The organism is Paraburkholderia sp. IMGN_8 (assembly GCF_038050405.1).
In the GTDB taxonomy this organism is placed as follows: domain Bacteria; phylum Pseudomonadota; class Gammaproteobacteria; order Burkholderiales; family Burkholderiaceae; genus Paraburkholderia.
This window is the reverse complement of sequence record NZ_CP150901.1, coordinates 703312-727765: the sequence shown is the minus strand read 5'-3', so window position 1 is coordinate 727765 and position 24454 is coordinate 703312. Positions and strand designations below refer to the sequence as shown.

Below are 24454 nucleotides of genomic sequence, written 5' to 3'. Positions count from 1 at the left end.
GCTCGCGCTCCTTCACGTAGGCCCAGTATTCGCCCTCGTCGCGCGGCATGCCGAGTTCGCCGTTGCGGTAGGCGATCGCCAGCGCCGGGTTGGCTTCGGGTAACGCCGCATTGGCCGCGCGCATTTAGCCGGCGAGGCGCGGCAACATGCCGGCAAGCGTGGTGAGCGCCGCGTCGATATGCTCGACGGCGATGCCGCCGTAGCCGAAGATCAAGCCGGGCTGCGGCTTCGCGCGCAGATGGAACGGCGCGAGTCCGTACAGACCGATCGATGCTTCACGCGCGGCGCTCACAATCGCTGCTTCGGTCAAAGGCGCTTTCAGACGTGCGGCCATATGGATGCCCGCGGTCGGCATGATCGGCTCGAACCACGGCGCAAGGTCGCCGCGCAAGTGATCCAGCAGCATCGCGCGGCGCGCCGCGTAGACCTTATGCATGCGCCGCAGATGCCTGGCGAAGTCGCCGTTGAGCATGAAGGTCGCGAGCGCGGTTTGCGTGAGCGTGCAGCCGTGCCAGTCGGCGATCTGGCGGGCCTTGAAAAGCGGCCCAAAAAGCGACGCCGGCGGTACCACATAGCCGATCCGCAACTCCGGAAATATCGTCTTCGAGAAGGTGCCCACGTACGCCACCAGCCCGGCGCGGTCGAGACTCTTCAACGGCTCCATCGACCGGCCTTCGAAGCGGTACTCGCAGTCGTAATCGTCCTCGATGATCACGGCGCCGCGTTTCTGCGCCCATTCGAGCAACTCGACGCGCCGTTCGAGACTCATCGGCATGCCGAGCGGAAACTGATGCGACGGCGTGACGTAGACGAGCCGCGCCTTGTCCGGCAGCTTACGCACGATCAGACCTTCGTTATCCACCGGCACCGGCACGACGCGCGCGCCGGTGGCCGTGAAGCATGCATGGGCCGGCGTGTAGCCGGGGTCCTCGATCGCCGCGACATCGCCTGGCCGCAGCGTGATGCGCGCCAGCAGATCGAGCGCGTGTTGCGCGCCTTGCGTGACGATCACGTCCTCCCAATTGCTCGCCACCGCGCGGTTGAACGCGAGGTAGCGCGAGATCGCGAGACGCAACTCCTGTTCGCCGGCCGCATCGTGATAGACGCCTCGGCCACGCGCTTGTACGCGCAATGCGTGGTTCACGCAGCGGCGCCAGACGTCGAAGGGGAACAGCGATTTGTCGGTCGTGCCGCCGACAAAGTCTTGCGGTGACGGCACCGTAGGCCGCGGCAACGGCAAGGTGTCGGGCATCTGCTCCCAAAGCGGCTGGGCGCGAGCGCGGGCGTTGCCTTTGGCCCTCGCCTGCTCGCGCGCGGAGACCGCTGCTCGCGCGTGCGACGAGCGCTCCACCGGCAAGCGCTCCAGCCCATCGGCGACGAAGGTGCCTGAACCGGCGCGAGCGTTCAGATAGCCTTCGGCGAGGAGCCGCTCGAATACCTCGAGCGTGGTCTTGCGCGACACGCCCAGTTGCGTGGCGAGATCGCGCGTGGACGGCAACCGCGTGCCACCGCCGAGCCGGCCTTCGAGAATCCCGGCGCGCAGTTGCCGGTAGATCTGTCCGGACAGATCGTGACGCCCTTCGACCGCGATATGGATGTCCATCCGAGTGGTTACCTCAAATAATCCAGAAATGGTCATTTCGAACGACCAATACAGATCGTAAGCTTACCTCCGTCGCCCGCTTGAAGCGGACACTTTCGATAAGGAACAGCTCATGCAACCGCGTCTCGATTTCTATAAGGCCAGCCCGAGCGGCACCCGCGCGATGATCGCGCTCGAAGAAACCATCGGCAAGAGCACCATCGACAAGCCGCTCGCTGAACTGGTGCGAATCCGTGCGTCGCAACTGAACGGCTGCGCGTTCTGCCTCGATATGCACGTGACGGACGCGCGCCAGGGCGGGGAAACCGAGCGGCGTCTGGCGACAGTGGCGGCATGGCGCGAAGCCCCCTTCTTCACCGCGCGCGAGCGCGCGGCGCTCGAATGGACCGAAGCGGTCACGCTGGTCGCCCAAACGCATGTGCCGGATGCGGTGTGGGACGCGGTGAAGCCGCATTTCACCGAGCAGGAGATCGCCGACCTGACGCTGCTGTTGATCGCGATCAACGGCTGGAACCGGATTGCGGTGTCGTTCCGGAAGATGCCGGAGTAAGCGAAACCCGCTTCGACAAGCGCCCATAGACGCAAAAATGGCGTGCCACGTCATGCGTGGCGCGCCATTTTTTATGCTTCCGTCTGCGGTGCAAGCGAGCGGTTTTATAGCCGGATAGCGGCCCGCACGCCGCTTCTGAAGCCGAAGCAGATTACTCCGTCACCACGCCCAGCGCAGCCGTTTGCCGCGCGTTCTCACGCGCTTCGTCGCCGCAACGCTGATGCTCACGCGAGAGCTTGCGCATCAGCGGCAACAGCAGCACGGCGATCAGCGCGCCCACTGCCGCGAGCCAGCCCAAGCCGTCAAACAACCTGGTGTACAGCGGCAACGATTCGAGCGGATCCAGATTGCGCGCCGGCATCTGCGCGAAATTCGCGACCACGCTGCCGAGATACTGCGATACGCCGGTCGCCACAAAGTAAGCGCCCATCATGAAGCCGCTCATGCGCGCCGGCACGTAGCGCGCGATCATCGCGAGGCCCAGCCCGCTGACCAGCAACTCGCCCAGCGAGTACAAGCCGTAGCCGCCCACCATGAACCACGACGACACACGGCCATTCACCGCGTAATTGCCGCTGGCCGCATACACGAAAAAGCCGGCCGCCACCACCGCGAAGCCGATCGCGTACTTCACCGCCACCGGCACGTCCTTGCCGCTCTTCGCGAGCTTCGTATACAGCAGCGCGAGCACCGGGCTCAGCAGCATGATCCAGATCGGATTGAGCGCCTGGAATTGCGCGGCGCTCCATGAGAACAGCGTCACGCCGAACAGCGAAAAATGCGGATCGACGTTGCGCAGCGCGAACAGCGTCAACGACGTCGACATTTGCACATAGAACACGAAGAACAGAATCACCTGCGCAGTCAAAATCAGCGCGGCAAGCAGACCCGAGCGTTCCGAGCGTTCGCACCTGACCAGCATGTAGGCGAAGATCGCCAGAATCGCAACGCCCGCCGTGTACACGCAGGCCACCGCGATCGCCTTGTGTTGCAGCACGAACATTGTCGCCGTACCGAGCACGAGGCCGCCCAGCGCGACCGCGCCGACGCGTTTCCAGCGGATCGGTTCGGCGTCCGGCGCGGAGCCGATATGCGCGAGGGTGCGGAACATGATGAAGTAGTTCAGCACCGACAGCAGCATGCCCGCGCAGCAGACTGCGAACGCCGTATGCCAGCCCCAGTGGTCCTTGATCCACGGCGTAGCGAGCATCGACACTGTCGAGCCGATGTTGACCGCCATGTAATAGATCGTGAACGCGCTGTCGATACGCGCATCGTCGCCTTCATAAATGCGGCGCACGAGGTTTGCCGCGTTCGCCTTGAAGAGTCCGTTGCCCACCACGATCACGCCGAGCGACGCGTACATGTAGGCGAGCTGCTCGTTGGGCAACGCCAGCATCAGGTAACCGGCGGCGAGCACACCCGCGCCGAAGATCATGGTGCGGCGCGCGCCGAGAATCTTGTCGCCGATCCAGCCGCCGATCGACGGCGATGCGTACACCAGCGCCGTAAACGCGCCCCACGTGAGGGTGGCGTGGCTGTCGGTAAAGTGCAGCTTGTCGATCATGAACAGGACCAGCAGCGCGGCCATCCCGTAGTAACCAAAGCGCTCCCACATCTCGATCAGAAAGACCGTCGAAAACGAACGGGTCTGCGAGACGCGTGCAGTGGGCGGATTGGATGAATTCATCGTTTACCTCTTGTTCATACGGTTGCGGCGGCGCGTGGACTTGCCGCGCGGCGCGGAAAAACTGCTTCTGGAAATTGACCGGCGGAGCGTGGCTGGCCGGGCGTCGATGGGGCGGAAAGTGGCGATGGCGGCATCGGCGCACTCGCGCTCATCTGTGCGCTCGTCAGTGCACGCAATCGCCACTACAGGCAGAAAAAACAGCGGAAGAGATAGAAGCCCGCCACGCGGTACGCCCCGAAGGAAGTCCCCTTGGGGGATTGGGAGATTGGGGGATAGGGGAACGCTGCGCCACATGGGGCCAGAACTCTGTCAAGCGGAGCGGGCTCAATGATAAGGCATCGCGCGTAACGGGAATCTGGCGGACGGCAGACGGCAGCCGCGCCGGGCAGCCTGCACGCAGGCCAAAACGGAAAGAATCAGCAGTGATGGTCGTATCCTTACGCCGGCAACCGTTCGGATGGAACGTGCCGGACCAAGCTCCGCCGCGCAGGATCGCTGCACGCGGAATGACAAACAGCAGCGGGGTCGGCGTGTGATGTGAGCACGTGCGCCCTCCGCCAAGCGGGGGAGATTCTGCAAATAGAAGCATTCTTCGTCACTCAGGGAATTCACTGATCCTGCTCAATTACCTGCCCTTACACGCCATCCGGCGTTCGTTTCGCGATCACGCCGCGGAGAAAAATAGTCTTTGACGTCATGCCTTTAATGGCCTCTGATACTCAATCTGCATAGCAGAACGCGCGCTGCGCATATCGAGGTTCTTGCCCAAATGCCTTTCGAATTACCATCACGAGCCAGCCAAATCGGCGGGAGCCCTTTTCGCTTCTGGCAACATAGAGTGTTGCCTCGAAAATGCGGTCCCTTGCACGACCGGCTACTGAATGCCCGTCACCCGGTCTGGACCGCAATCAAACCATATTTACTTATATCAAACAAATTTTGACGGGCTAATTTCCTCCTGCTATGGTCACGACAATTCAAAAGAACAATCCGGCTCTCGAACTCGGCAGCAAGATCCGCGCGCTGCGGCAACGGCTAAAGCGCACGCTCGACGACACAGCAACTGCGGCCGGTATTTCCAAGCCGTTTTTGTCGCAAGTCGAGCGCGGCCTGGCGTCACCGTCCATCACTTCGCTGGCCGGGATTGCCAGCGCGCTCGGGGTGACGGTGCAGTATTTCGTCGACACGCCAAGCGAAGAGCGCACGATGTGCCGCGGCGATCAGTTAAAGTTTTTCGGTTTTGCGGACTCGGCCAATCTGTTCGCGCGGTTGACCAACCTGACGGGCGGCCGTCAGCTCGAAGCGATCCTCGTGAGGATGCCGCCCGGGCAGAAGCGCTCGGAAGTCACCACGCATGCCGGTGAAGAGTTTATGTATGTGATCAGCGGCGAAGTGTCGTTGACGCTGGAAGGCAAGACGTTCGTGTTGCACGCGGGAGACAGTGCGCATTACGAATCGACGGTGCCCCATAGCTGGGCGAATACCGCTCATATCGAATCGGTGGTCGTCTGGGTGGGCACACCGAGACTGTTTTAAAAAGCAGGCACCTTTTCCGGTTGATCCGGGCAGGGATTGCCTGCATTACGAAATGTAAGGAATCCTGCATGTCGGACAAACAACAAGGGCCGCCCCGGCCCGAGCAACGCGGATAACCGGGCGCCCTGGCGTCAGCGCGTTCCTCTTTCGACCTTTCCCTGCGATCTCAATCGATGAAAACCCCGTTCGTCTCCGCGACGGCGCTGACCGCGCTCGTCCTTACGTTTCAGCCTTCCGCCTTCGCCGTCACGGTGCCTGCGGGCGTCACGCTTGCTGCCAGCCAGGAGCTCACCCGCCAGGTGCCGTCCGAAACCGAATCGCTCGATCCCGCGCATATCGAATCCTGGACCGGCGATACGATCGCGCTCGACCTGTTCGAAGGTCTGACGCGCATCGATGCGGCCGGCGCAATAGTGCCGGGCGTCGCGCAATCGTGGACGCGCACCGGGCCGGATACGTGGGTTTTCAAGCTGCGCCACGATGCGCGCTGGAGCAACGGCCAGCCGGTCACGGCAGCTGATTTCCTCTACGCATGGCAACGCGTGCTCGATCCGAAGACGGGTTCGAAGTACACGGTGCTGGTCGAATTCGTGAAGAACGCCAAGGCGATCATCGCCGGCAAGGCGCCGCTGACAAGTCTCGCCGCGCGCGCCGTCGATCCGTACACACTGGAAGTCACCACCGAAGTGCCCGCTGCCTTCTTCCCGCAACTGGTCGCCATGCCGGCCATGGCCCCGGTCAATCGCGCGACAATCACCAAATTCGGCGGCGACTGGACCCGCCCGGGCAACTTCGTCGGTAACGGCCCGTATGCGCTGACCGACTGGCAACCGAGCAACCGGCTGGTGGCGACCAAAAGCAGTACGTACTGGAATGCCAGCAAGGTCGTGATCACGAAAGTGACCTATCTGCCGATCGAAAACGACGAAACGGCAATGCGCATGTATCAGGCCGGCCAGTTCGACTACACGTATTCGATTCCGTCGGGCATCTATACACAGGTCAGTAAGCAGTTCGGCCCCGAACTGAAAACCGGCCTGCAGATCGCCACTTACTACTACAGCCTGAACAACGAAGACCCTGCATTCAAAGACAAGCGCGTGCGCCAGGCGCTGGCGATGGTGCTGGACCGCGACCTGCTGACCAAGCGTCTAACGGCCGACGGCGAGGTGCCGATGTACGGCCTGATCGCCAAGGGCACGGAAGGCGCGAACGTCTTCACGCCTGACTGGGCAAGCTGGCCGATGGCCAGGCGCGTCGATTACGCGCGCAACCTGCTGAAGGCCGCAGGCTATTCGGACGCGAAACCGCTGACGTTCACGCTCACCTACAACACCAACGACCTGCACAAGAAGGTCGCGCTGTTTGCCACGTCGGAATGGCGTACCAAGCTCGGCGTGACCGCCAAGCTCGAAAACGTCGAATACAAGGTACTGCTCAAGCAACGCCACGACGGCAAGGTGCAAGCCTCGCGCGACGGCTGGTTCGTCGACTACAACGACGCCAACTCGTTTTTCGATCTGATACGCTGCAACAGCGTGCAGAACGATCAGCGCTACTGCAATCCGCAAGTCGACAAGCTGGTCGATGAAGGCAACCAGCAGCTCGACGAAGCGAAGCGCACCGCCCTGCTCACGCAGGCGCACGATCTGGCGATGAACGACTACCCGCTGGTTTCGCTCTTCCAGTACTCGGCGGACCGGCTGGTCAAACCGTATGTGGGCGGCTACACGTCGACCAATTACGTCGACCAGCGCGCCACGCAAGACATGTATCTGATCAAGCACTAAGCGCGGGAGCCCCGTCATGCTGGCCTATACGCTGCGCCGCACGCTCTGGGCGATCCCGACGATTCTCGCCGTGATCACCGCGTGCTATCTGCTGCTGCACCTCACCCCGGGCGGGCCGTTCGACACCGAGAAGCACCTGTCGGCGGCCGTGCTCGCGAACCTCAACGCCAAGTACCACCTCGACGAACCGTTGTGGCTGCAGTATCTCCACTACCTGGGCTCGTTGCTGCACGGCGACCTGGGTCCGTCGTTCCGCTACGCCGACTGGTCGGTCAACGATCTGGTGTGGAAGGCGTTGCCGGTGAGTCTCGGCGTAGGTGGCGTATCGGTGCCGATCGCGGTCGTGATCGGCGTCACGCTCGGCACGCTGGCCGCGGTGCGGCGTGACCGTTTCGTCGACCACGCGGTGATGGTGCTCGGCAATATCGGCAACGTGGTGCCGCCGTTCGTGCTGGGCCCGGTGCTGGTGTGGATCTTCGCGATCCTGCTGAAGACCTCCGAAGGCCACGGCTGGCTGCCGGCCGGCGGCTGGGGCGAAGGCGAGTGGCGTTATCGCGTGCTGCCGATCGTGCTGCTCACCATCATCAACGTCGCTGCGATCGCCCGCGTGATGCGCGGCAGCATGATCGAAGTGCTGACGGGCAATTTCATCCGCACCGCGCGCGCCAAAGGCCTGCCGGGCCGCACGATCGTGTTGCGCCATGCGCTCAAGCCCGCGCTGATGCCGGTGGTGTCGCTGCTTGGCTCGATCTGCATCTCGTCGATCACCGCGGCGGTGGTCACCGAATCGGTGTTCGCGCTGCCCGGCCTCGGCCAACTGGTCGTCAACGGCGCGATCAACCGCGACTACACCCTCGTGCTCGGCCTCGTCGTGCTGACGACCGCCGTGGCCGTGCTGTTCAATCTGCTGGTCGACCTCGCGTATGCATGGCTCGATCCGCGCATCCGGTACTGATCCCATGCCCCGCTCTCTTCAAACGACTGCCGCGGCGCTCGATCCGCTCGCGGCCATCGCGAAGGCGCCGCGTTCGCGCGGCCCGCTCGCCACCGCCGCCATGCGCTTCGTGCGCAATCGCGCGGCGTTTGCCGGTTTCGTCGTGTTGCTGCTGATCGTGATCGCTTGCGTCGCCGGTCCGTGGCTGTTGCCGAATAACCCGATCGACAGCGACTGGAGCGCGATCAGTCTGCCGCCGACGTGGCTGAACATGCACTGGTTCGGCACCGACGAACTCGGCCGCGACCTGCTCGCGCGCACGCTGCAAGGCGGGCTGGTGTCGCTGGAAGTCGGTCTGCTCGGCACGCTGGTGTCGGGGCTGATCGGCGTCGCGTACGGCGCGACCGCCGGTTATCTGGGCGGACGCGTCGACGCGGTGATGATGCGCATCGTCGACATGATGTACGCGATCCCCTACATGCTGATCGCCATCCTGATGATGACGATGTTCGGCCGCGCGTTCTATCTGGTCGTGCTGACCATCAGTGCATTCTCGTGGCTCGACATGGCGCGCGTGGTGCGCGGCCAGACGCTGTCGCTGCGCTCGCGCGAATTCATCGATGCCGCCCGCGCGATCGGCGTGAGTTCCCGCTCGATCATCGCGCGCCACATCGTGCCGAATCTGTTCGGCGTGGTGGTGGTGTACGCGAGCGTGACGGTGCCCAATATCGTGCTGACGGAATCGGTGCTGTCGTTTCTCGGTCTCGGCGTGCAGGAACCGATGACGAGCTGGGGTGTGCTGATTCAGGACGGCGCGCAGAAGCTCGAATCGATGCCGTGGCTGCTGCTGTGCCCGGCCGTGATGTTGTGCGTGACGCTGTATTGCGTGAATTTTGTCGGCGACGGTCTGCGCGACGCATTCGATCCGAAGGACCGCTGACATGCCGCTACTCGAAGTCAAAGACCTGAGCGTGCGCTTCACGCGCCGCGAAGGCGCACCCGTCGACGCGGTGCAAGGCGTGTCGTTTTCGCTGGAAGCCGGCCGCACGCTCGGCATCGTCGGCGAATCGGGCTCCGGCAAGAGCCAGACGGTGATGGCGTTGCTGGGCCTCCTGGCCGGCAACGGCAAGGTGTCCGGCGAGGCGCGCTATCGCGGCGAGAACCTGCTGACGATGAACGAAGCCGCGCTGAACAAGATTCGCGGCGACCGCGTCGGTATGATCTTCCAGGACCCGATGACCTCGCTCAATCCGTTCCTGACGATCGAACGGCAGATGACCGAGACGCTGCAACTGCACCGCAAGATGTCGCGCCGCGAAGCGCGCCGCCGTGCGATCGAAACGCTCGAGACGGTGCGTATTCCCGACGCCGCACGGCGCATCAACATGTATCCGCACGAGTTCTCCGGCGGCATGCGTCAGCGCGTGATGATCGCGATGGCGCTGCTCTCCGAGCCGGAAATCCTGATCGCCGACGAGCCGACCACCGCGCTCGACGTGACCGTGCAGGCGCAAATCATCGAGTTGCTGCGCGAGCTGAATCGCGAACGCGGCACCGCGATCATTCTGATCACGCACGACATGGGCGTGGTAGCCGGTTTGTGCGACGACGTGATGGTGATGTACGCCGGCCAGACCGTCGAGCAGGCGAGCGCCGCCGCGCTGTTCGCCGCGCCGACCCATCCGTACACGATCGGCCTCCTGAACGCATTGCCGCGCCTGACCGACGACGACGACCGTCCGCTGCAAACCATTCCCGGCAATCCGCCGCTGCCCGGCGAAGTCGGCGCGGGTTGCGCGTTCGCGCCGCGCTGCGCGTATTGCAGCGAGCGGTGCCGCGAATCGCGCCCAGCGCTAACAGCATCGCAGACCAGCGCCGATGGCCCGGGCGGCGGCGCGCTGCGCGCATGTCATCGGCCCGCGTTGGAAATCATTGAGGCACAACACGCATGAGCGCCACTTCAACTGCAAGTCAGGATCCGGCAACGTTGCTGTCGGTCGACAATCTCAAGGTGCAATTCGGCGTGCCGCGCGGCGGCTTTCCGTGGTCCGGCAAAGCGACGCTGCGCGCGGTGGACGGCGTGTCGTTCAACGTGCGGCGCGGCGAAACTGTGGGCCTCGTCGGCGAATCGGGTTGCGGCAAGTCCACGCTGGCGCGCGCGATCATCGGACTCGCGCCGGTGGCAAGCGGCAGCGTGCGCTGGCTCGGTAACGAAACCGTGCTGCCGGATGCGCGCCGCGACACCTCGCATTTGCGCCGCGACGTACAGATGATTTTCCAGGACCCGCTCGCCTCGCTCGATCCGCGCATGACGATCGAACAGATCGTCGCCGAGCCGCTCACCACGTACGGGCAGGACGTCTCCCGCACCGACGTGCAGCGGCGCGTGCTGACGATGCTCGAACGCGTCGGCCTCAACGCGCAGCATCTGCGCCGCTATCCGCATGAGTTTTCGGGTGGCCAGTGTCAGCGCGTCGGCATTGCGCGCGCGTTGATCGGCGAGCCGCAACTGGTGATCTGCGATGAGCCGGTGTCGGCGCTCGACGTGTCGATTCAGGCGCAGATCGTCAACCTGCTGCGCGATCTGCAACGCGAGTTGTCGCTGTCGCTGCTGTTCGTCGCGCACGATCTCGCGGTCGTCAAGGCGATCAGCCATCGCGTGCTGGTGATGTATCTGGGACGCGTGATGGAGTTCGGCGACAAGCGCGAGGTGTATGGCACGCCGCGCCATCCGTATACGCGCGCGTTGTTGTCGGCGGTGCCGGTGCCCGATCCGGCCGTCGAACGCGCGCGCCGTCATCTGCTGCTGCGCGGCGAGATTGCGTCGCCGCTCAGCCCGCCCTCGGGTTGCGCGTTTCGCACGCGCTGCCCGGACGCGATCGAAGCCTGTGCGCAGGAGATTCCGCAGCCTGTCACGCAAGGAGCGAGCGCGACGCGCGTCGCGTGCATTCGCGTGAGCGACGCCCCGAAGGAAGTCCCCTTGGGGGGCGCCCCGAAGGAAGTCCCCTTGGGGGACCACTAAAGCAAAGAGCCTACCCCGTGATCCGCTCGGTGGTCATGGCGCGCGACAGACCGTGCATCGGCCGGCGCAATGCGACATCGAACGGATTGGTTTGCGGGCCGATCGCCTCCGCCTGGCGCCGCAGCAATTCGACCACCATCGGCAGACGATCGTCGCCCAGACGCGCCGCGAGCGTGCCGACGCTCAACGCCGCCACCGCGACCCCGGTGCGGTCCAGAATCGGCACCGCCACACCCGCCATGCCGTCGAGCACGCCGCTATTGCGCCCCGCGTAACCCAGCTGGCGCACGCGTTCGATCTCGGTGCGCAAATACACTTCGTCGAGCACACCGTAGCCGCGAATACGCGGCACGTTGAAACGAATGATCTCTTCACGCTCCGCTTCCGGCAGGAACGCAAGAATCGCCAGACTCCCCTGCCCGACACCCAGCGCCACGCGCCCGCCGATATCGCCGGTGAACGAGCGAATCGGAAACGGCCCTTCGCAGATGTCGAGACACACCGCGTCGAAACTGCTTTTGACCAACAGGAAAATCGTGTCGCCCAGGCTCGCGCAGAGCCGCAGCAAGGCGGGACGGCAGAGCGTGCGCATGCCGCTCGGATTGCCGGCCTGCGCGGCGAGCGCGAAGAAATCGACGCTTAGCCGATAAAGCTTCGAGCTTTCGTCCTGTTCGACGATGCCTTCGGCGATCAACGCGTGAAGGATGCGATGCACGGTGCCTTGCGTGAGACCCACCGCTTTCGCCAGACGCGTGACACGGCCGCCGTCGGGCTGCGCTTCGGACAACGCGCGGATGACCGCGAACGCGCGCTCCAGCATGCCGGGGCCGGGCGCGCCGCCCGTTTGAGTCAACTCGGCATCCGCATCTCGTTTGGCGGCAGGATTCATGTCGGTTTTTCCAATTTATTTCACTGACCGGAACACTATAAAGTGTTTTATCTTTGAATGGAATATTCGCCACGCCGCTTTACTGCTGCGTGCCTTGCATTCTTCATAGGGATTTTCCGGACGTCACGCAGCGGAACAGATAGCACTCATCGGGGTAATTAGATTCCATTCATCGGAATTTTTTCAAATCTTATACCGCCAAACGGAATTTGAAATTGACGCGATGTAATTTGGCTAGCTAGAGTCGGCTCAATCGGAACAGTTGTCGATTCACTCGGTGTCGAACCATCAAAAGGCCAGATCATGTCGTTCCTCACGCTCACGGACGTAGCGAAATCGTTCGGCGATTTGCAGGCAGTCGCCGACGTGAACCTGTCGGTGGAAAAAGGCGAGTTCGTTTCGCTGCTTGGGCCCTCCGGCTGCGGCAAGACCACCACGTTGCAGATGATCGCGGGTTTCGTCGAGACAACGCGCGGTCGGATCACGCTCGACGGCCGCGATATCACGCACATGAAGCCGAACAAGCGCGGCTTGGGCATCGTGTTCCAGAGCTACGCGCTGTTTCCGCACATGAGCGTCGCCGATAACGTCGGCTTCGGTCTGGAAATGCGCAACATCGACAAGGCCGAGCGCAAGGAGCGCGTGCGCGAGGCGCTGGCGCTGGTGCGGCTCGACACGCTCGCGCATCGCTTTCCGCGCGAACTGTCAGGCGGCCAGCGGCAACGCGTGGCGATTGCCCGCGCGATCGTGATCGCCCCGCCGGTGCTGCTGCTCGACGAGCCGATGTCGAATCTCGACGCCAAGCTGCGCGAAGACATGCAGTTCGAACTGCGCTCCATACAACGCAAGATCGGCACCACCACCATCATGGTCACGCACGACCAGTCGGAAGCGCTGTCGATCAGCGATCGCGTCGTGGTGATGGAAGCCGGCCGCATCACGCAAATCGACACGCCGTACGAGGCCTACGAACGTCCCGAGAACAAGTTCGTTTCGCAGTTCATCGGCAAGGCCAATATGCTGCCGGGCACGGTGGTGGCGCGCGACGGCGACGCGATCCGCATCGACCTGGGACACGACCTCGCCGAGACCGGCCACACCGCACAACTGCCGGTCCGCGAGCGTGTCGTCGATGTCGGCGACGCGGTGATGTTGTGCATCCGCCCGGAAAAGCTGCGGCTATGCGCGCCGAACGCGGGACGCATGCCGGCCACCGTGACGAGCCGCTTCTTCCTGGGCAGCCAGTGGCTGTATCGCGTGGATAGCCGGCTCGGCGAAGTGCTGGTGTGCTGCCAGAACGAAGGCATCGATCCGCTGCCGGAAGGCGCGGCGGTTGGCGTCGACTGGAACAGCGAGGCGATCCGCTTCATTCAACGGGATGCGCATCATGGCTAGTACGTTGCCCGCCTCGAACAACAGCAGCGCGAAACCCGGAAACGCGCGCCGCGCGCCGTGGCAAGCTTTTCTGCCGTTGTGGCTGATGTGCGCGCCCGCTTTCCTGCTGTTCGCGGCGCTCGTGCTGGTGCCGCTCGTCATGACGCTGGTGCTGACCTTCTACCGCTTCGATCCGGCGAGCGGCCCGCTTGCGGCGTTCCAGTTCGGCAATTACGCGGAAGTGCTGACGTCGTCGTATTTCCACACGATTTTTGCGCGCACCTTCGGCATCGCCTTCCTGACCACCTTGTTGTGCGTCGTGATCGGCACGCCCGAAGCGTACGTGCTGTCGCGCATGCGCGATCCGTATCGCTCGATGTTTCTGCTGGTGATTCTCGCGCCGCTACTGGTGTCGGTCGTGGTGCGCGCGTTCGGCTGGAGCATGCTGCTCAATACCAACGGCCTCGTGAATCAGGCGTTCGGTCTCGTCGGACTCGGGCCGTACAAGCTCGAGTACACCAACTTCGCGATCGTCATCGCACTGGTGCACGTGATGCTGCCGTTCATGGTGATTCCGGTGTGGACGGCATTGCAGAAGCTCGATCCGCAAACCGAAAACGCCGCGCTTTCGCTGATGGCCTCGCCCGCCACCACCTTGCGCCGCATCGTGCTGCCGCAACTCACGCCGGGCATTCTGTCGGGCAGTTTGATGGTGTTCGGCCTGTCGGCGAGCGCGTTCGCCATCCCCGGCCTGCTCGGCGGACGACGTCTGAAAGTTGCCGCCACCGCCGTCTACGACGAATTCCTCGGCTCGCTGAACTGGCCGCTCGGCGCGACCATCGCGCTCCTGTTGCTGGTCGCGAATCTGATCGTGATGCTCACTTACTACCGGGTTCTGGAACGCAGATATGCCAGAAGCATGGGATAACCCCGCGAGATCATCATGAGAAAAAATGGCCCTATTGCGCTGATTTTCCACACGCTCGTCATTGCGTTCGTGCTCGCGCCGCTCGTGATCGTCGTGCTGGTCGCTTTCACGCCCGACGAAACACTCACGCTTCCCACGCACGGCGTATCGCTGCGCTGGTTCCGCGCGATCCTCAATTACCCCGATTTCATCTCGGCGTTCTTCAACAGTTTGAAGCTGGCGTTCGCATCGGCGACGCTGTCGTTGCTCGTCGCATTGCCCGCGGCTCTCGCGATCGGACGCGCGCGCTTTCCGGGCCGCGCTTTCCTGAACGGCCTGCTGCTGTCGCCGCTGGTGATTCCCGGCCTCGTACTCGGCATCGCACTGCTGCGCTTCTTTGCGCTGATCGGCGCTACCGGTTCATTTGCCTGGCTGGTGCTCGCGCACATGATCATCATCACGCCGTTCGTGATGCGGCTGGTGCTGGCCTCGGTCAGCGGTCTGGACCGCAGTGTCGAGCATGCGGCGCACTCGCTCGGCGCCGATGCATGGACCACGTTTCGCCGCGTCACGTTCCCGATGATTCTGCCGGGCATTACCGGCGGCTGGCTGCTCGCGTTCATCAACAGCTTCGACGAGCTGACGATGTCGATCTTCGTCACATCGCCGCAAACCGTCACGCTACCGGTCCGCATGTACATGTACGCGACCGAATCGATCGATCCGATGATGGCCTCGGTGTCCGCGCTGGTGATCTTCATCACCGCCGGCGCGATGCTGCTGCTCGATCGCGCCTACGGGCTCAACCGGATTCTGATCGGCCAGCACTGATGTCTTCTACCGCCCTCTCTCTCATGCCGCCGAACTTGCCGTTTTCCGATGCTGCCGCGCCCAGGCGCGATGCGCAATTCGTTCGCCTCGCCGAGATGCAGCGTGAACCGCTGAGCTTCTTTATCGACGGCCACGAAGTCACCGCGCTGCAAGGCGATACGGTGCTAACCGCTGTGTTGATGCATCAACGGCGCGTGCGCGAAAGCGAATTCAGCGGCGCGCCGCGCGCGGGCTTCTGCCTGATCGGCGCGTGCCAGGACTGCTGGATGCGTACCGAAGACGGCACGCGTTTGCGCGCCTGCTCCACGCTGGTCAGCGCCGGTATGCGTGTTGTCACGCGGCTTGCTGAGGTTGCCGCTGCCGTTGCCACTCCCTCTACTGCCGCAAACGGAGACCCGCAATGAGCGACGAACGCCGCGTGGTGATCGTCGGCGCGGGACCGGCAGGCGTGCGCGCCGCCGAGACGCTCGTTGCGGCCGGCGTGAAGCCGATCGTACTCGACGAAAACGCGCGCTGGGGCGGACAGATCTATCGACAGCCGCCATTGAACGGCGACTTCAAGCGTTCGAAGAAAACCCTCTACGGTTTCGAAGCGCACAAAGCCGACGCATTGCACACGACAATGGCCGCGCTGCTGCCGCATCTCGACTATCGCCCCGACACGCTGGCCTGGGCGTGCGAACCGGGCCGCCTGGATACATTGCACGCGGGACGCGAGGTCAGTGTGCCGTTCTCGCATCTGATCATCGCGAGCGGCGCGACCGATCGCGTGTTGCCGGTGCCGGGCTGGACGTTGCCCGGCGTCTACACGCTCGGCGCGGCGCAGGTCGCGTTGAAGGCGCAGGGCTGTGCGATCGGTCGACGCGTCGTGCTCGCGGGCACAGGGCCGCTGTTGTATCTGGTGGCGTATCAGTACGTGAAAGCGGGCGCACAGGTGGTGGCCGTGCTCGACACGAGCCCGCTGTCGCGGCAGATCGCAGCGGCGCCGAAACTCGCACGGCTGCCGTCGACGTTCGCCAAAGGCCTGTATTACGTCGGCTGGCTGACAATGCGCGGCGTGCGGATCGAACGCGATGTGACGTTGGTGGGCATTCACGGCGAGCAAGGCGTGAGTGCGATCGAATGGCGCTTTACAGGCGGTAGCGGTAGTAGCGCAAAAACCGAAACCATCGCGTGCGACGCGGCCGGCATTAGCTTCGGCCTGAAGCCTGAAACGCAGCTCGCCGATCTGGCCGGTTGCCGCTTCCGCTTCGACGCACAGAACCGTTGCTGGTTGCCCGAACTCGACGCTGCCGGCCGCAGTTCCGTGCGCGGCATCTATCTCGCCGGCGACGGCGCGGGTATCGCGGGCGCTGACGCCGCCGAATTCGCCGGCCGCCGTACCGCGCTGGCTTTGCTCGACGACCTCGGCATCGCGCATCCGCGCGGCCTTGGCATGCGTGATGCAGCTTCGCTCGATCGCGGCCTGCAACGTATCGCCGTGTTTCGCGCGGGCATCGAAGCCGCGTTCGCGCCCCCAGCGGATTGCGCCTCGCAATGGCCGGACGACATGATCGTGTGCCGCTGCGAAGAAGTCGATGCGGGCACGTTGCGGCGCTGCATCCGCGCCGGCGAGGCGAACGAGATCAACCGGCTCAAAGCGCTCACGCGCGTCGGCATGGGCCGCTGCCAGGGACGCATGTGCGGTGAAGCGGCGTTGACGCTTCTGAGCGATGAAACCGGCCGCCCGCTCGAAGCTGTCGGCCGCTTGCGCAGCCAGCCGCCGGTCAAACCGATTCCGCTGTCGCCCGCGCTGTATGCCGATGACGTCGCCGAGATTCCCGAGGAGGCGCGCGATGAGTGACACCCTGCATTACGACGTCGCGATTGCGGGCGGCGGTCTGGTCGGCGCATCGGCGGCACTGGCGCTGGCGCGGCGCGGGTTGCGCGTCGGCCTGTTCGAGCGCCGCTATTGCGGCGCGCAAGCGAGCGGCGTGAACTACGGCGGCGTGCGCTGCCAGGGACGTCCGGTCGAGCAGATGCCGCTCGCGATGCGTGCGCGGCGCGTCTGGGATCGCTTGCCGGAACTGATCGGCATCGACGGCGAATTTGTCGTGTCGGGACATTTGCGGCTCGCACGCAGCGAGTCCGATCTTGCCGCGCTCGAAGCGTGGGCCGACATGGCGCGCGATCACGGACTGCAAGCGCAGTTGATCAGCGGCGCGGCGTTCCGCCAACGTTATCCGTGGCTGGGCGCAGCAGCGATCGGTGGCTCGTTATGTGCAAGCGATGGCCATGCGAATCCGCGTCTCGTGTCGCCCGCATTTGCGCGTGCCGCGCGAGCCGCGGGCGCCGACGTGCGCGAGCAAACCGAATTGACGGGCATCCATCACGACGGCACGCGCTTTCAATTGCGCGCCGGCGATGCGCGCATCAGCGCCGATTGGCTGATCAACTCGGCCGGCGCATGGGCCAACACGGTGGCGGGTTACTTCGGCGAAACGGTGCCGATGAAACCGATCTATCCGAACATGTGGGTCACCGAGCCGCTGCCGCTCTTCATCACGCACAACCTGGGCGTGTATGGCGGCGGTATCTACGCACGGCAAGTGGCGCGCGGCAATTGCGTGATCGGCGGCGGACGCGGACATGGCGACGGCGAATACGGTCAGCCGTCGACGGAAACGACCCGCGCCGTGATGCGCGACGCGTGCGCGCTGCTGCCCGCGCTGCGCGATGCGCTGCTGATCCGCACGTGGAGCGGCGTCGAAGGCAATACGCCCGACAGTAATCCGATCATCGGCGCGAGCCGCACGGTGCCGCGTCTGTTGCATGCGTTCGGTTTTTCGGGCGGCGGCTTTCTGCTCGCGCCGGGCGTCGGCGAAATACTTGCCGACCTTGTCATCGATGGTTCGACCGCCACGCCGCTCGACGCATTCTCGATCGACCGCTTTGCCGCTGTTTCTACCTCATCCGTCGCTTAGTCATTCTTTAGTGAAACTCAGGAGCCCCACAATGAAACTGTTCAGAACGATCGCGGCGCTAGCCGCATTGTGTGCGTTCGGCGCGGCCGCGCCGGCGTGGTCGGAGACCAAAACGATTTACATCGGCATGAACGGCGGCCCGATGGAAAAGGCTTACACAAGCCAGGTGCTGCCCGACTTCGAGAAAGCCAACAACGTGAAAGTGGTCGTGGTGCCGGGCACTTCGTCGGACATTCTCGCCAAGCTGCTCGCCAATAAGGCCAATCCGCAGATTCACGTGGTATTTCTCGACGACGGCGTGATGGCGCGCGCGGTCAGCATGGGCGTATGCAAGAAGCTCGACGATTCGCCGGTGCTCAAAGAACTTTATCCGTTCGCGCGCATGAAGGACGACATGGGCGCGGGCGTGCAACTCGGCATGACCGGTATTGCGTACAACAAGAAACTGTTCGCTGAAAAAGGCTGGGCGCCGCCGACCTCGTGGATGGATTTCGCCGATCCGAAATACAAGGGCAAAGTGGTGTTTCAGTCCGCATCGAGCAGCACCTTCGGCCTGCATGGCTTTCTCGCGATCAACCGCTTGATGGGCGGCAGCGAGCAGAACGTCGAACCCGGCTTCACGAAATGGGCGAGCACGGTCGGCCCGAACGTCGTCGAGTACGTGCCGAATTCGGCGAAGATTTCCGAAATGGTTCAAACCGGCGAAGCCGGCCTCTTCCCGCTGACGCCGACCGCCGTCGGCGATTTGCAGGACAAGGGCATTCCGGTCGGGTATGTGAATCCGAAGGAAGGTCCGGTGTTGCTGCTGGTCGATCTGTGCGTGGTGAACAACAACCCGGACCCGCAGCTGGCGCAAAAACTCGCGCAGTTCCTGCTGTCCGCGCCGGCTCAGACAAAAGCCGCCGAGGCCGGCAAGCAGATTCCGACCAACCGTCTCGCGAGGATGACGCCGCCGATGCAGCAAAGCCTCGGCAACGTCGAGGATCTGGTGCACAAGGTGACGGTGGTGGATTGGGACACGATCAATGCGCACCGCGCGCAGTGGGATACGCGCTGGAACCGGCAGATCGAGCACTAAGCCTTTTTTGCGGTAACGACGCGCGCGCCTTGTTTGCTGCAAGGCGCGCGCGTTGTCTACGACGTGCGGGTCTGGCGCGCCTCATAAGTCTTCAGATGACTATAGGCGATGCGCAACAGCGACAACCCGTGCTCGCCCTTTTGCGCATCGCCGCCGCGCGAGATCAGATCGCCGAGAATATGATCCGCCTCGGTATGCGAATGGTTTTCGACGTCGCGCAGCATCGAGGCCGTCAGCGGCGAAGGCGTGAAGAGCGTCTGGGTTGCACGCCCGTCGAAGTCCGGGTCCATCGTGAAGCCGTTCTGTTCAGCGACTGCCCGGCACTCGCCAAGCAGATTTTCGATGATGCGCTTGCCGTCCGGCGCCGCCAGAATATCGCCGACCGAGCCGCGCATCAAGCACGTGCCGGAAGCCAGGGTCGCGAGGAACACCCACTTTTCCCACATGCGCAGCAGGATGTTGTCGCTGACCGACACATCGAAATTCGCATCGGCCATCGCGTCGGCGATCTCCTGTACGCGAGCCGACACGCCGCCCTCCAGTTCGCCCAAAGTGATCGCGTGCATCTCGTTCAGATGCACGACCTGCTGCTCGGGGTTGAGCGTGGCGGCGATCACGCATTGACCGCCCAGTACGCGCGACGCGCCGAATTTTTCCGTCAGCACGTCGATATGGCGCATGCCGTTGAGCATCGGCAAAATCAGCGTCGACTCGCCGACCAGCGGCGCGAATGAATCGATTGCGTCGTCGAGACTGAAGGCTTTGCAGCTCAGCAGAACCAGATCGAACGGCTCCGCGCTGACGCCGGCGAGGATCGTTTTGGGCTCGCGCAGCGTGAGATTGCCGCGCGGGCTGTTGATGACGAGACCGTCACGCTGGAGTCTTTCCGCGCGGCCGGCGCGCACCAGGAAGGTCACGTCCTGGCCGGCTGCGGCAAGCCGTCCGCCGAAGTAGCCGCCCACGGCGCCCGCACCCACTACTAGAATTCGCATCTTTCGCCTCTCGATAGATTGGGTCACGCGTCCTGCGCCGATGGGCGCGCCTCGCGCGCCGCGTACGCAGTGCGTGTGAAGAATGTAGCAAAGTTTGCCGATCCGCACCGGCGCGCATGCATGACCGGCGCGCGGCCGTGCATCGCTTCTTGCATCGCTTACTACTTCAGATCAATTCCAGCGCCCGTGCGATGTCTCGCCTTACGCAAAGAACGATCCAGGCGCCGGCTGTGCAGAACGCGCATTGAGCATGCCGCAGACAGTGTCTTGGTAAAGCGCGAGCATCCCGGGCACATCCACGGCCACACAGACCTTGCATTCGGGCCGGCTGTCCCAGGCGGGTGCGGGCACCGGCATCGCCGACGGCTTCTGGATGGTCTGGCCCACCGCAATGCCGTCCGTCAGCACGCGCACGGGACCGCTGCGCGTCGTATAAAGATGCGGCGCAAGCACATAGGCGACGGCCGACGAATCGTGCACGTAAATACCCGCGAGTTGCGCGCTTTGCTCGTGAAAGGCCTCGTAGTGCCGCGACACGTCCCACACGAAACGCCCCGCCTCGCCACCGCGATCGCGGATCGACGCGAGATAGTCGTGGCTCATGATGGTCCGCTGCGTGACGTCGAGCCCTACGATCGCAACCGGCCATGGCGCACCGAACACGATGTCGGCGGCGTCAGGGTCGCCGAGAATATTCGCCTCCGCCGCGGGCGTCACGTTGCCCAGCACACCGTCCGTGCCGAATGCGCCGCCCATGATGACCACCTGCTTGACGAGCGGAGCGATTTGCGGATCGTCGCCGAGCGCCAAGGCGAGGTTCGTCAGCGGGCCGACCGCAATCAGCGTGACTTCGCCGGGATGGGCGCGCACTGTGTCGATGATGAAACGGTGCGCGGGGCGCGCGTCGACAGCGGCCAGGTCAGGCGTGTCCAGCGCGATGTTGCCGAGCCCGTTGTCGCCGTGAATCCAGGCCAGCGGCTCGGGCGCCGCGCGCTTGAGCGGCGCCGCGGCGCCCTGTGCGACCGGCACGTGCGGCGCAAAACGCGCGGTCAGAAACCGCGCATTGCGTGTCGTGGTCTCGATCGTGGCGTTGCCGAATACGCTCGTGAGACCGAGCAGTTCGATGTCCGGATGCAGCGCCTGAAAAACGAGCGCCATCGCATCGTCCACACCGGGATCGGTGTCGTAGATAACCTTGTGCTTGCTCATAGATAGAACGCGTCCGGCAGTTGTTCGCGCGCGGTGGTGTCGCACGTGGCGCCGCGCAGATTGCCGAGGCGGATCGGCAACTCAGGGCCGCCCAGTTCGATGATCACCTGGCGGCACGCGCCGCAAGGTGCAATGGGTCCATCCGTATCGCCGATTACCGCGAGCGCGGCGAACTGGTCGCGCTGATAGCCCGCGGCGATGGCGCTGAAAAACGCCGTACGTTCCGCGCAATTGCACAGTCCATACGAAGCATTCTCGACGTTGCAGCCATCGAATACGCGGCCGTCCTGGGTCAGGAGCGCAGCGCCGACCTTGAATTTCGAATACGGCGCGTAGGCCTTTTCTCGCGCGACGCCCGCGCGCTCCAGCAGTTGTTCCATGTTCATGCAGCGGTCCTCGGTTCAATTGAGCGTAACGAACATGCCCGCAATCGTGGCGCTCATCAGATTCGAGAGCGTCGCGGCGAGCACGACACGCAGGCCGTAGCGCGCGACTTCCGAACGGCGCTCCGGCGCGACGGCGCTAAAGCCGCCGGTCAGCACCGCGATCGACGCGAAGTTCGCGAAGCCGCACAACGCAAACGACAGAATTGCAATGGTACGCGGATCGAGCGCCTGCAGGCCGGCTGCGCTCACGCTCGCGGCGTCTTTCAGATACGGCGACAGCGACGCATAAGCGACGAACTCATTGAGAATGATCTTCTGGCCGAGAAAATTGCCCGCCAGGGCGGCCTCGTTCCATGGCACGCCGATCAGATAGGCGAGTGGCGCGAAGACGGTGCCGAGAACCGATTGCATCGACAGTTGCGGGTGGCCGAACCAGCCGCCGACCCCGCTCACAACGCCGTTCAGCAATGCGATCAGCCCCACGAATGCGATCAGCATCGCGCCGACCATAACCGCGATTTTCAGACCGACCGCGGCGCCGGAACTCGCCGCTTCGATGACATTGGCGGGACGCTTCTCGTCGAAGTGGAGGTTGTCGAGATGCACGCGGCTCGGTTCGGTCGACGGGTGGATGATCTTTGCGAACAGCAAACCGCCCGGCACGGCCATGAACGACGCGGCAAGCAGATAGTCGACTCGCACGCCGAGGCCGGCATAGCCCGCGAGCACCGAACCGGCAATGGCCGCCATGCCGCTCGACATCACGGCGAACAATTCAGCAGCGGTCATGTCGCGCGTGAACGGCTTGACCACGGCGGGCATTTCGCTTTGGCCAAGAAAGATCGTGGTGACCGCCGAGAACGATTCGAGCTTCGATACGCCGAGCAACTTCTGGAACAGTGTGCCGAGTACGATCACGATCCAGCGCATCACGCCGATGTAGTACAGCACGGAGATCAGCGCGGTCACGAAGATGATGGCCGGCAACACGCGTACGGCAAACACGAATCCACCGTCGCCGAAGACCTGGAACATTTTCGATTGCACCAGGCCGCCGAACAGGAATTCGATGCCCGCATTGCCGTATCCGAGCACGTGATTGACGCCCGACGCGGCGGCCGCGAGGATCGTCTTGCCGACCGGAAGGAAGAGAATGAACGCACCGATACCAATTTGCGTGAGCAGTGCCGTGATTACAGTCCGTAAGCGGATCGCGCGGCGATTGGTCGAAAAGATCAATGCGATGAGCAGTAGAACGGCGATGCCGAGCAGGTTTCGTGCGATCAGGGCCATGTCTCTCTGTGTTCTTGCGAAAGTGGCAACGATGCTAAACGAAACTGCTGCTGGACAATAATTTTTAATAGAAGCCGGAGGTCGATTCGCCTATGAAACCTCGCGAGTCATGCAATGGGCATCTGACCGGCAAAGCCGTGGCTTGCGCGGAGCCAATATGTTGGCGGACTCCGCGCAAGACGAAGCAACGCGACACGGCGCGTTGCCAGGTTCAGATCAGTTCCAACGCCAGCGCTATCCCCTGCCCGCCGCCGATGCACAGCGTGACGATGCCCCGTTTCAGGCCGTCGCGGCGCATCGAATGAAGCAGGCGTGTAGTCAGTACCGCACCGGTTGCGCCGATCGGATGACCGTGCGCGATCGCGCCGCCTTGCACGTTGATCAACTCTTCCGTGATACCGAGTTTGTGCGCCACAGCAATCGGCACGGCGGCGAAGGCTTCGTTGATCTCGAAGCGCTCGACATCCTGCAACTGCCAGCCGGCGCGCGCCAGCGCCATCTGCACGGCCGGCACAGGACCGAGGCCGAACATGCCCGGCTCGACTGCTGCGACGCCATATGCCACCAGCCGCGCGAACGGTTCGATACCGCGCGCTTCGGCGAAGCCACGCTCGGCGACCAGCATCGCCGCCGCGCCGCTGTTCAATCCCGGTGCATTGCCCGCGGTGATCGTGCCATCGGGACGAAATGCGGGACGCAGTTTGGCCAGCGTTTCGACGGTCGTGTCCGGGCGCGGTTGTTCATCGCTCGTAAAACGCTGAGGACCTTTGCGTCCCTGCGTTTCTACCGTGACCAGTTCAGCGTCGAAATCGCCGCGCGCCTGCGCCGCGGCAAAGCGCTGTTGCGAGCGCGCGGCCCAGCGGTCCTGTGCTTCGCGCGTGATGTCGAATTGCGTGACGAGGTCTTCGGTATGCCAGCCGGAATGTTCGCCGGAAAACGCGTCGTTCAGACCGTCGCGCAGCAGGCTGTCATGGATTTGCGCGTTGCCCATCCGGTAGCCCCAGCGGCCGCCGTCGAGCAGATACGGCGCGCGGTCCATATTTTCCATGCCGCCCGCCACGGCCGCATCGCCGAAACCTAGCCAGATTTCTTGCGCGGCCGATGCGATCGCCTGCGCGCCCGAGCCGCACACACGGTTGACCGTCAGCGCCGGCACAGCCACCGGCACGCCACCGCCGATCGACGCCTGGCGCGCCGGATTCATTTTATTGCCGGCCTGAATCACGTTACCCAGCACGACCGACGCCAACGCAGCCGCATCGAGACCGCTGCGATGCAGCGTCTCGCGCACCGCGATCGCGCCGAGTTCGGTTGCGGGAACATCCTTAAGCGATCCGCCGAATGCGCCGATCGGCGTTCTCACCGGATTGCAGATCACCACTTCTCTCGTACTCATTGTTTCTCTCC

Annotated in this window: 22 protein-coding genes and 1 pseudogene; 14 read left to right on the top strand and 9 right to left on the bottom strand. The window is 63.7% G+C overall.

Features of this window, described 5'->3' with window-relative positions:
• Positions 1-37: 37 nt before the first annotated feature.
• Positions 38-118 (bottom strand): annotated as a pseudogene (locus tag WN982_RS24535) (sel1 repeat family protein); the annotation flags it as partial.
• Between the two features lie 6 nt (positions 119-124).
• Positions 125-1603 carry a PLP-dependent aminotransferase family protein gene (locus tag WN982_RS24530; RefSeq protein ID WP_341318246.1) on the bottom strand — a complete coding sequence of 493 codons (1479 nt, stop codon included), beginning with the start codon at positions 1601-1603 and terminating at the stop codon, positions 125-127.
• A gap of 112 nt (positions 1604-1715) precedes the next feature.
• Between WN982_RS24530 and WN982_RS24525 the strand changes: the two genes are divergently transcribed.
• Positions 1716-2153, top strand: a complete 438-nt coding sequence (locus WN982_RS24525; RefSeq protein ID WP_341318245.1) for a carboxymuconolactone decarboxylase family protein — start codon at positions 1716-1718, stop codon at positions 2151-2153.
• A 151-nt stretch (positions 2154-2304) separates the two neighbouring features.
• On the opposite strand, the gene WN982_RS24520 is transcribed toward WN982_RS24525, so the two are convergent.
• The gene (locus WN982_RS24520; RefSeq protein ID WP_341318244.1) at positions 2305-3843 is read right to left on the bottom strand and encodes an oligopeptide:H+ symporter; all 1539 of its coding nucleotides are present in this window, start codon (positions 3841-3843) and stop codon (positions 2305-2307) included.
• Positions 3844-4806: 963 nt separating this feature from the next.
• Here WN982_RS24520 and WN982_RS24515 point away from each other — a divergent pair.
• The 6 genes from WN982_RS24515 (at position 4807) to WN982_RS24490 (ending at position 11125) form a co-directional block, all read left to right on the top strand.
• Positions 4807-5379: a cupin domain-containing protein gene (locus tag WN982_RS24515; RefSeq protein ID WP_341318243.1), complete on the top strand. Its 573-nt coding sequence runs from the start codon at positions 4807-4809 to the stop codon at positions 5377-5379.
• Between the two features lie 173 nt (positions 5380-5552).
• Positions 5553-7169 (top strand): peptide ABC transporter substrate-binding protein, encoded by a 1617-nt coding sequence (locus tag WN982_RS24510; RefSeq protein WP_341318242.1) that lies wholly within the window; start codon positions 5553-5555, stop codon positions 7167-7169.
• Between the two features lie 16 nt (positions 7170-7185).
• Positions 7186-8124: an ABC transporter permease subunit gene (locus tag WN982_RS24505; RefSeq protein ID WP_341318241.1), complete on the top strand. Its 939-nt coding sequence runs from the start codon at positions 7186-7188 to the stop codon at positions 8122-8124.
• 4 nt (positions 8125-8128) lie between these two features.
• Positions 8129-9043 (top strand): ABC transporter permease subunit, encoded by a 915-nt coding sequence (locus WN982_RS24500; RefSeq protein WP_341318240.1) that lies wholly within the window; start codon positions 8129-8131, stop codon positions 9041-9043.
• A gap of 1 nt (position 9044) precedes the next feature.
• Positions 9045-10055: an oligopeptide/dipeptide ABC transporter ATP-binding protein gene (locus WN982_RS24495; RefSeq protein WP_341318239.1), complete on the top strand. Its 1011-nt coding sequence runs from the start codon at positions 9045-9047 to the stop codon at positions 10053-10055.
• A complete protein-coding gene (locus tag WN982_RS24490) occupies positions 10052-11125 on the top strand; it encodes an oligopeptide/dipeptide ABC transporter ATP-binding protein (protein ID WP_341318238.1) in 1074 nt (357 codons plus the stop codon). Before WN982_RS24495 ends, WN982_RS24490 begins: the two co-directional genes overlap by 4 nt.
• A gap of 10 nt (positions 11126-11135) precedes the next feature.
• Here the strand turns inward: WN982_RS24490 and WN982_RS24485 are convergent, their stop codons facing one another.
• Positions 11136-12014, bottom strand: coding sequence for an IclR family transcriptional regulator (locus WN982_RS24485; RefSeq protein ID WP_341318237.1), 879 nt, complete (start codon positions 12012-12014; stop codon positions 11136-11138).
• A 303-nt stretch (positions 12015-12317) separates the two neighbouring features.
• On the opposite strand from WN982_RS24485, the gene WN982_RS24480 reads away from it, so the two are divergent.
• Genes WN982_RS24480 through WN982_RS24450 form a run of 7 tightly spaced genes read left to right on the top strand, consistent with a single transcriptional unit; the run spans position 12318 to position 19167 of the window.
• Positions 12318-13409, top strand: coding sequence for an ABC transporter ATP-binding protein (locus tag WN982_RS24480; protein ID WP_341318236.1), 1092 nt, complete (start codon positions 12318-12320; stop codon positions 13407-13409).
• Positions 13402-14316 (top strand): ABC transporter permease, encoded by a 915-nt coding sequence (locus WN982_RS24475; protein WP_341318235.1) that lies wholly within the window; start codon positions 13402-13404, stop codon positions 14314-14316. Before WN982_RS24480 ends, WN982_RS24475 begins: the two co-directional genes overlap by 8 nt.
• A gap of 15 nt (positions 14317-14331) precedes the next feature.
• Positions 14332-15126, top strand: coding sequence for an ABC transporter permease (locus WN982_RS24470; RefSeq protein WP_341318234.1), 795 nt, complete (start codon positions 14332-14334; stop codon positions 15124-15126).
• A 23-nt stretch (positions 15127-15149) separates the two neighbouring features.
• A complete protein-coding gene (locus WN982_RS24465) occupies positions 15150-15530 on the top strand; it encodes a (2Fe-2S)-binding protein (RefSeq protein WP_341319409.1) in 381 nt (126 codons plus the stop codon).
• On the top strand, positions 15527-16969 hold the full coding sequence (locus WN982_RS24460) for an NAD(P)/FAD-dependent oxidoreductase (RefSeq protein WP_341318233.1): 1443 nt from the start codon (positions 15527-15529) through the stop codon (positions 16967-16969). The genes WN982_RS24465 and WN982_RS24460 overlap by 4 nt, the downstream gene beginning before the upstream one ends.
• A complete protein-coding gene (locus WN982_RS24455; protein ID WP_341318232.1) occupies positions 16962-18089 on the top strand; it encodes an FAD-binding oxidoreductase in 1128 nt (375 codons plus the stop codon). The genes WN982_RS24460 and WN982_RS24455 overlap by 8 nt, the downstream gene beginning before the upstream one ends.
• Positions 18090-18120: 31 nt before the next feature.
• Positions 18121-19167, top strand: coding sequence for an ABC transporter substrate-binding protein (locus WN982_RS24450; protein WP_341318231.1), 1047 nt, complete (start codon positions 18121-18123; stop codon positions 19165-19167).
• Between the two features lie 56 nt (positions 19168-19223).
• Here the strand turns inward: WN982_RS24450 and panE are convergent, their stop codons facing one another.
• The 5 genes from panE to WN982_RS24425 form a co-directional block, all read right to left on the bottom strand.
• Positions 19224-20159 (bottom strand): 2-dehydropantoate 2-reductase, encoded by a 936-nt coding sequence (gene panE, locus WN982_RS24445; protein WP_341318230.1) that lies wholly within the window; start codon positions 20157-20159, stop codon positions 19224-19226.
• Between the two features lie 201 nt (positions 20160-20360).
• On the bottom strand, positions 20361-21368 hold the full coding sequence (locus WN982_RS24440) for a nucleoside hydrolase (protein ID WP_341318229.1): 1008 nt from the start codon (positions 21366-21368) through the stop codon (positions 20361-20363).
• Positions 21365-21754, bottom strand: coding sequence for a cytidine deaminase (locus tag WN982_RS24435; protein ID WP_341318228.1), 390 nt, complete (start codon positions 21752-21754; stop codon positions 21365-21367). The genes WN982_RS24440 and WN982_RS24435 overlap by 4 nt, the downstream gene beginning before the upstream one ends.
• A 15-nt stretch (positions 21755-21769) precedes the next feature.
• Positions 21770-23047 (bottom strand): NupC/NupG family nucleoside CNT transporter, encoded by a 1278-nt coding sequence (locus WN982_RS24430; protein ID WP_341318227.1) that lies wholly within the window; start codon positions 23045-23047, stop codon positions 21770-21772.
• A 211-nt stretch (positions 23048-23258) separates the two neighbouring features.
• Complete coding sequence (locus WN982_RS24425) at positions 23259-24443, bottom strand: thiolase family protein (protein WP_341318226.1); 1185 nt, start codon at positions 24441-24443, stop codon at positions 23259-23261.
• Positions 24444-24454 lie beyond the last annotated feature (11 nt).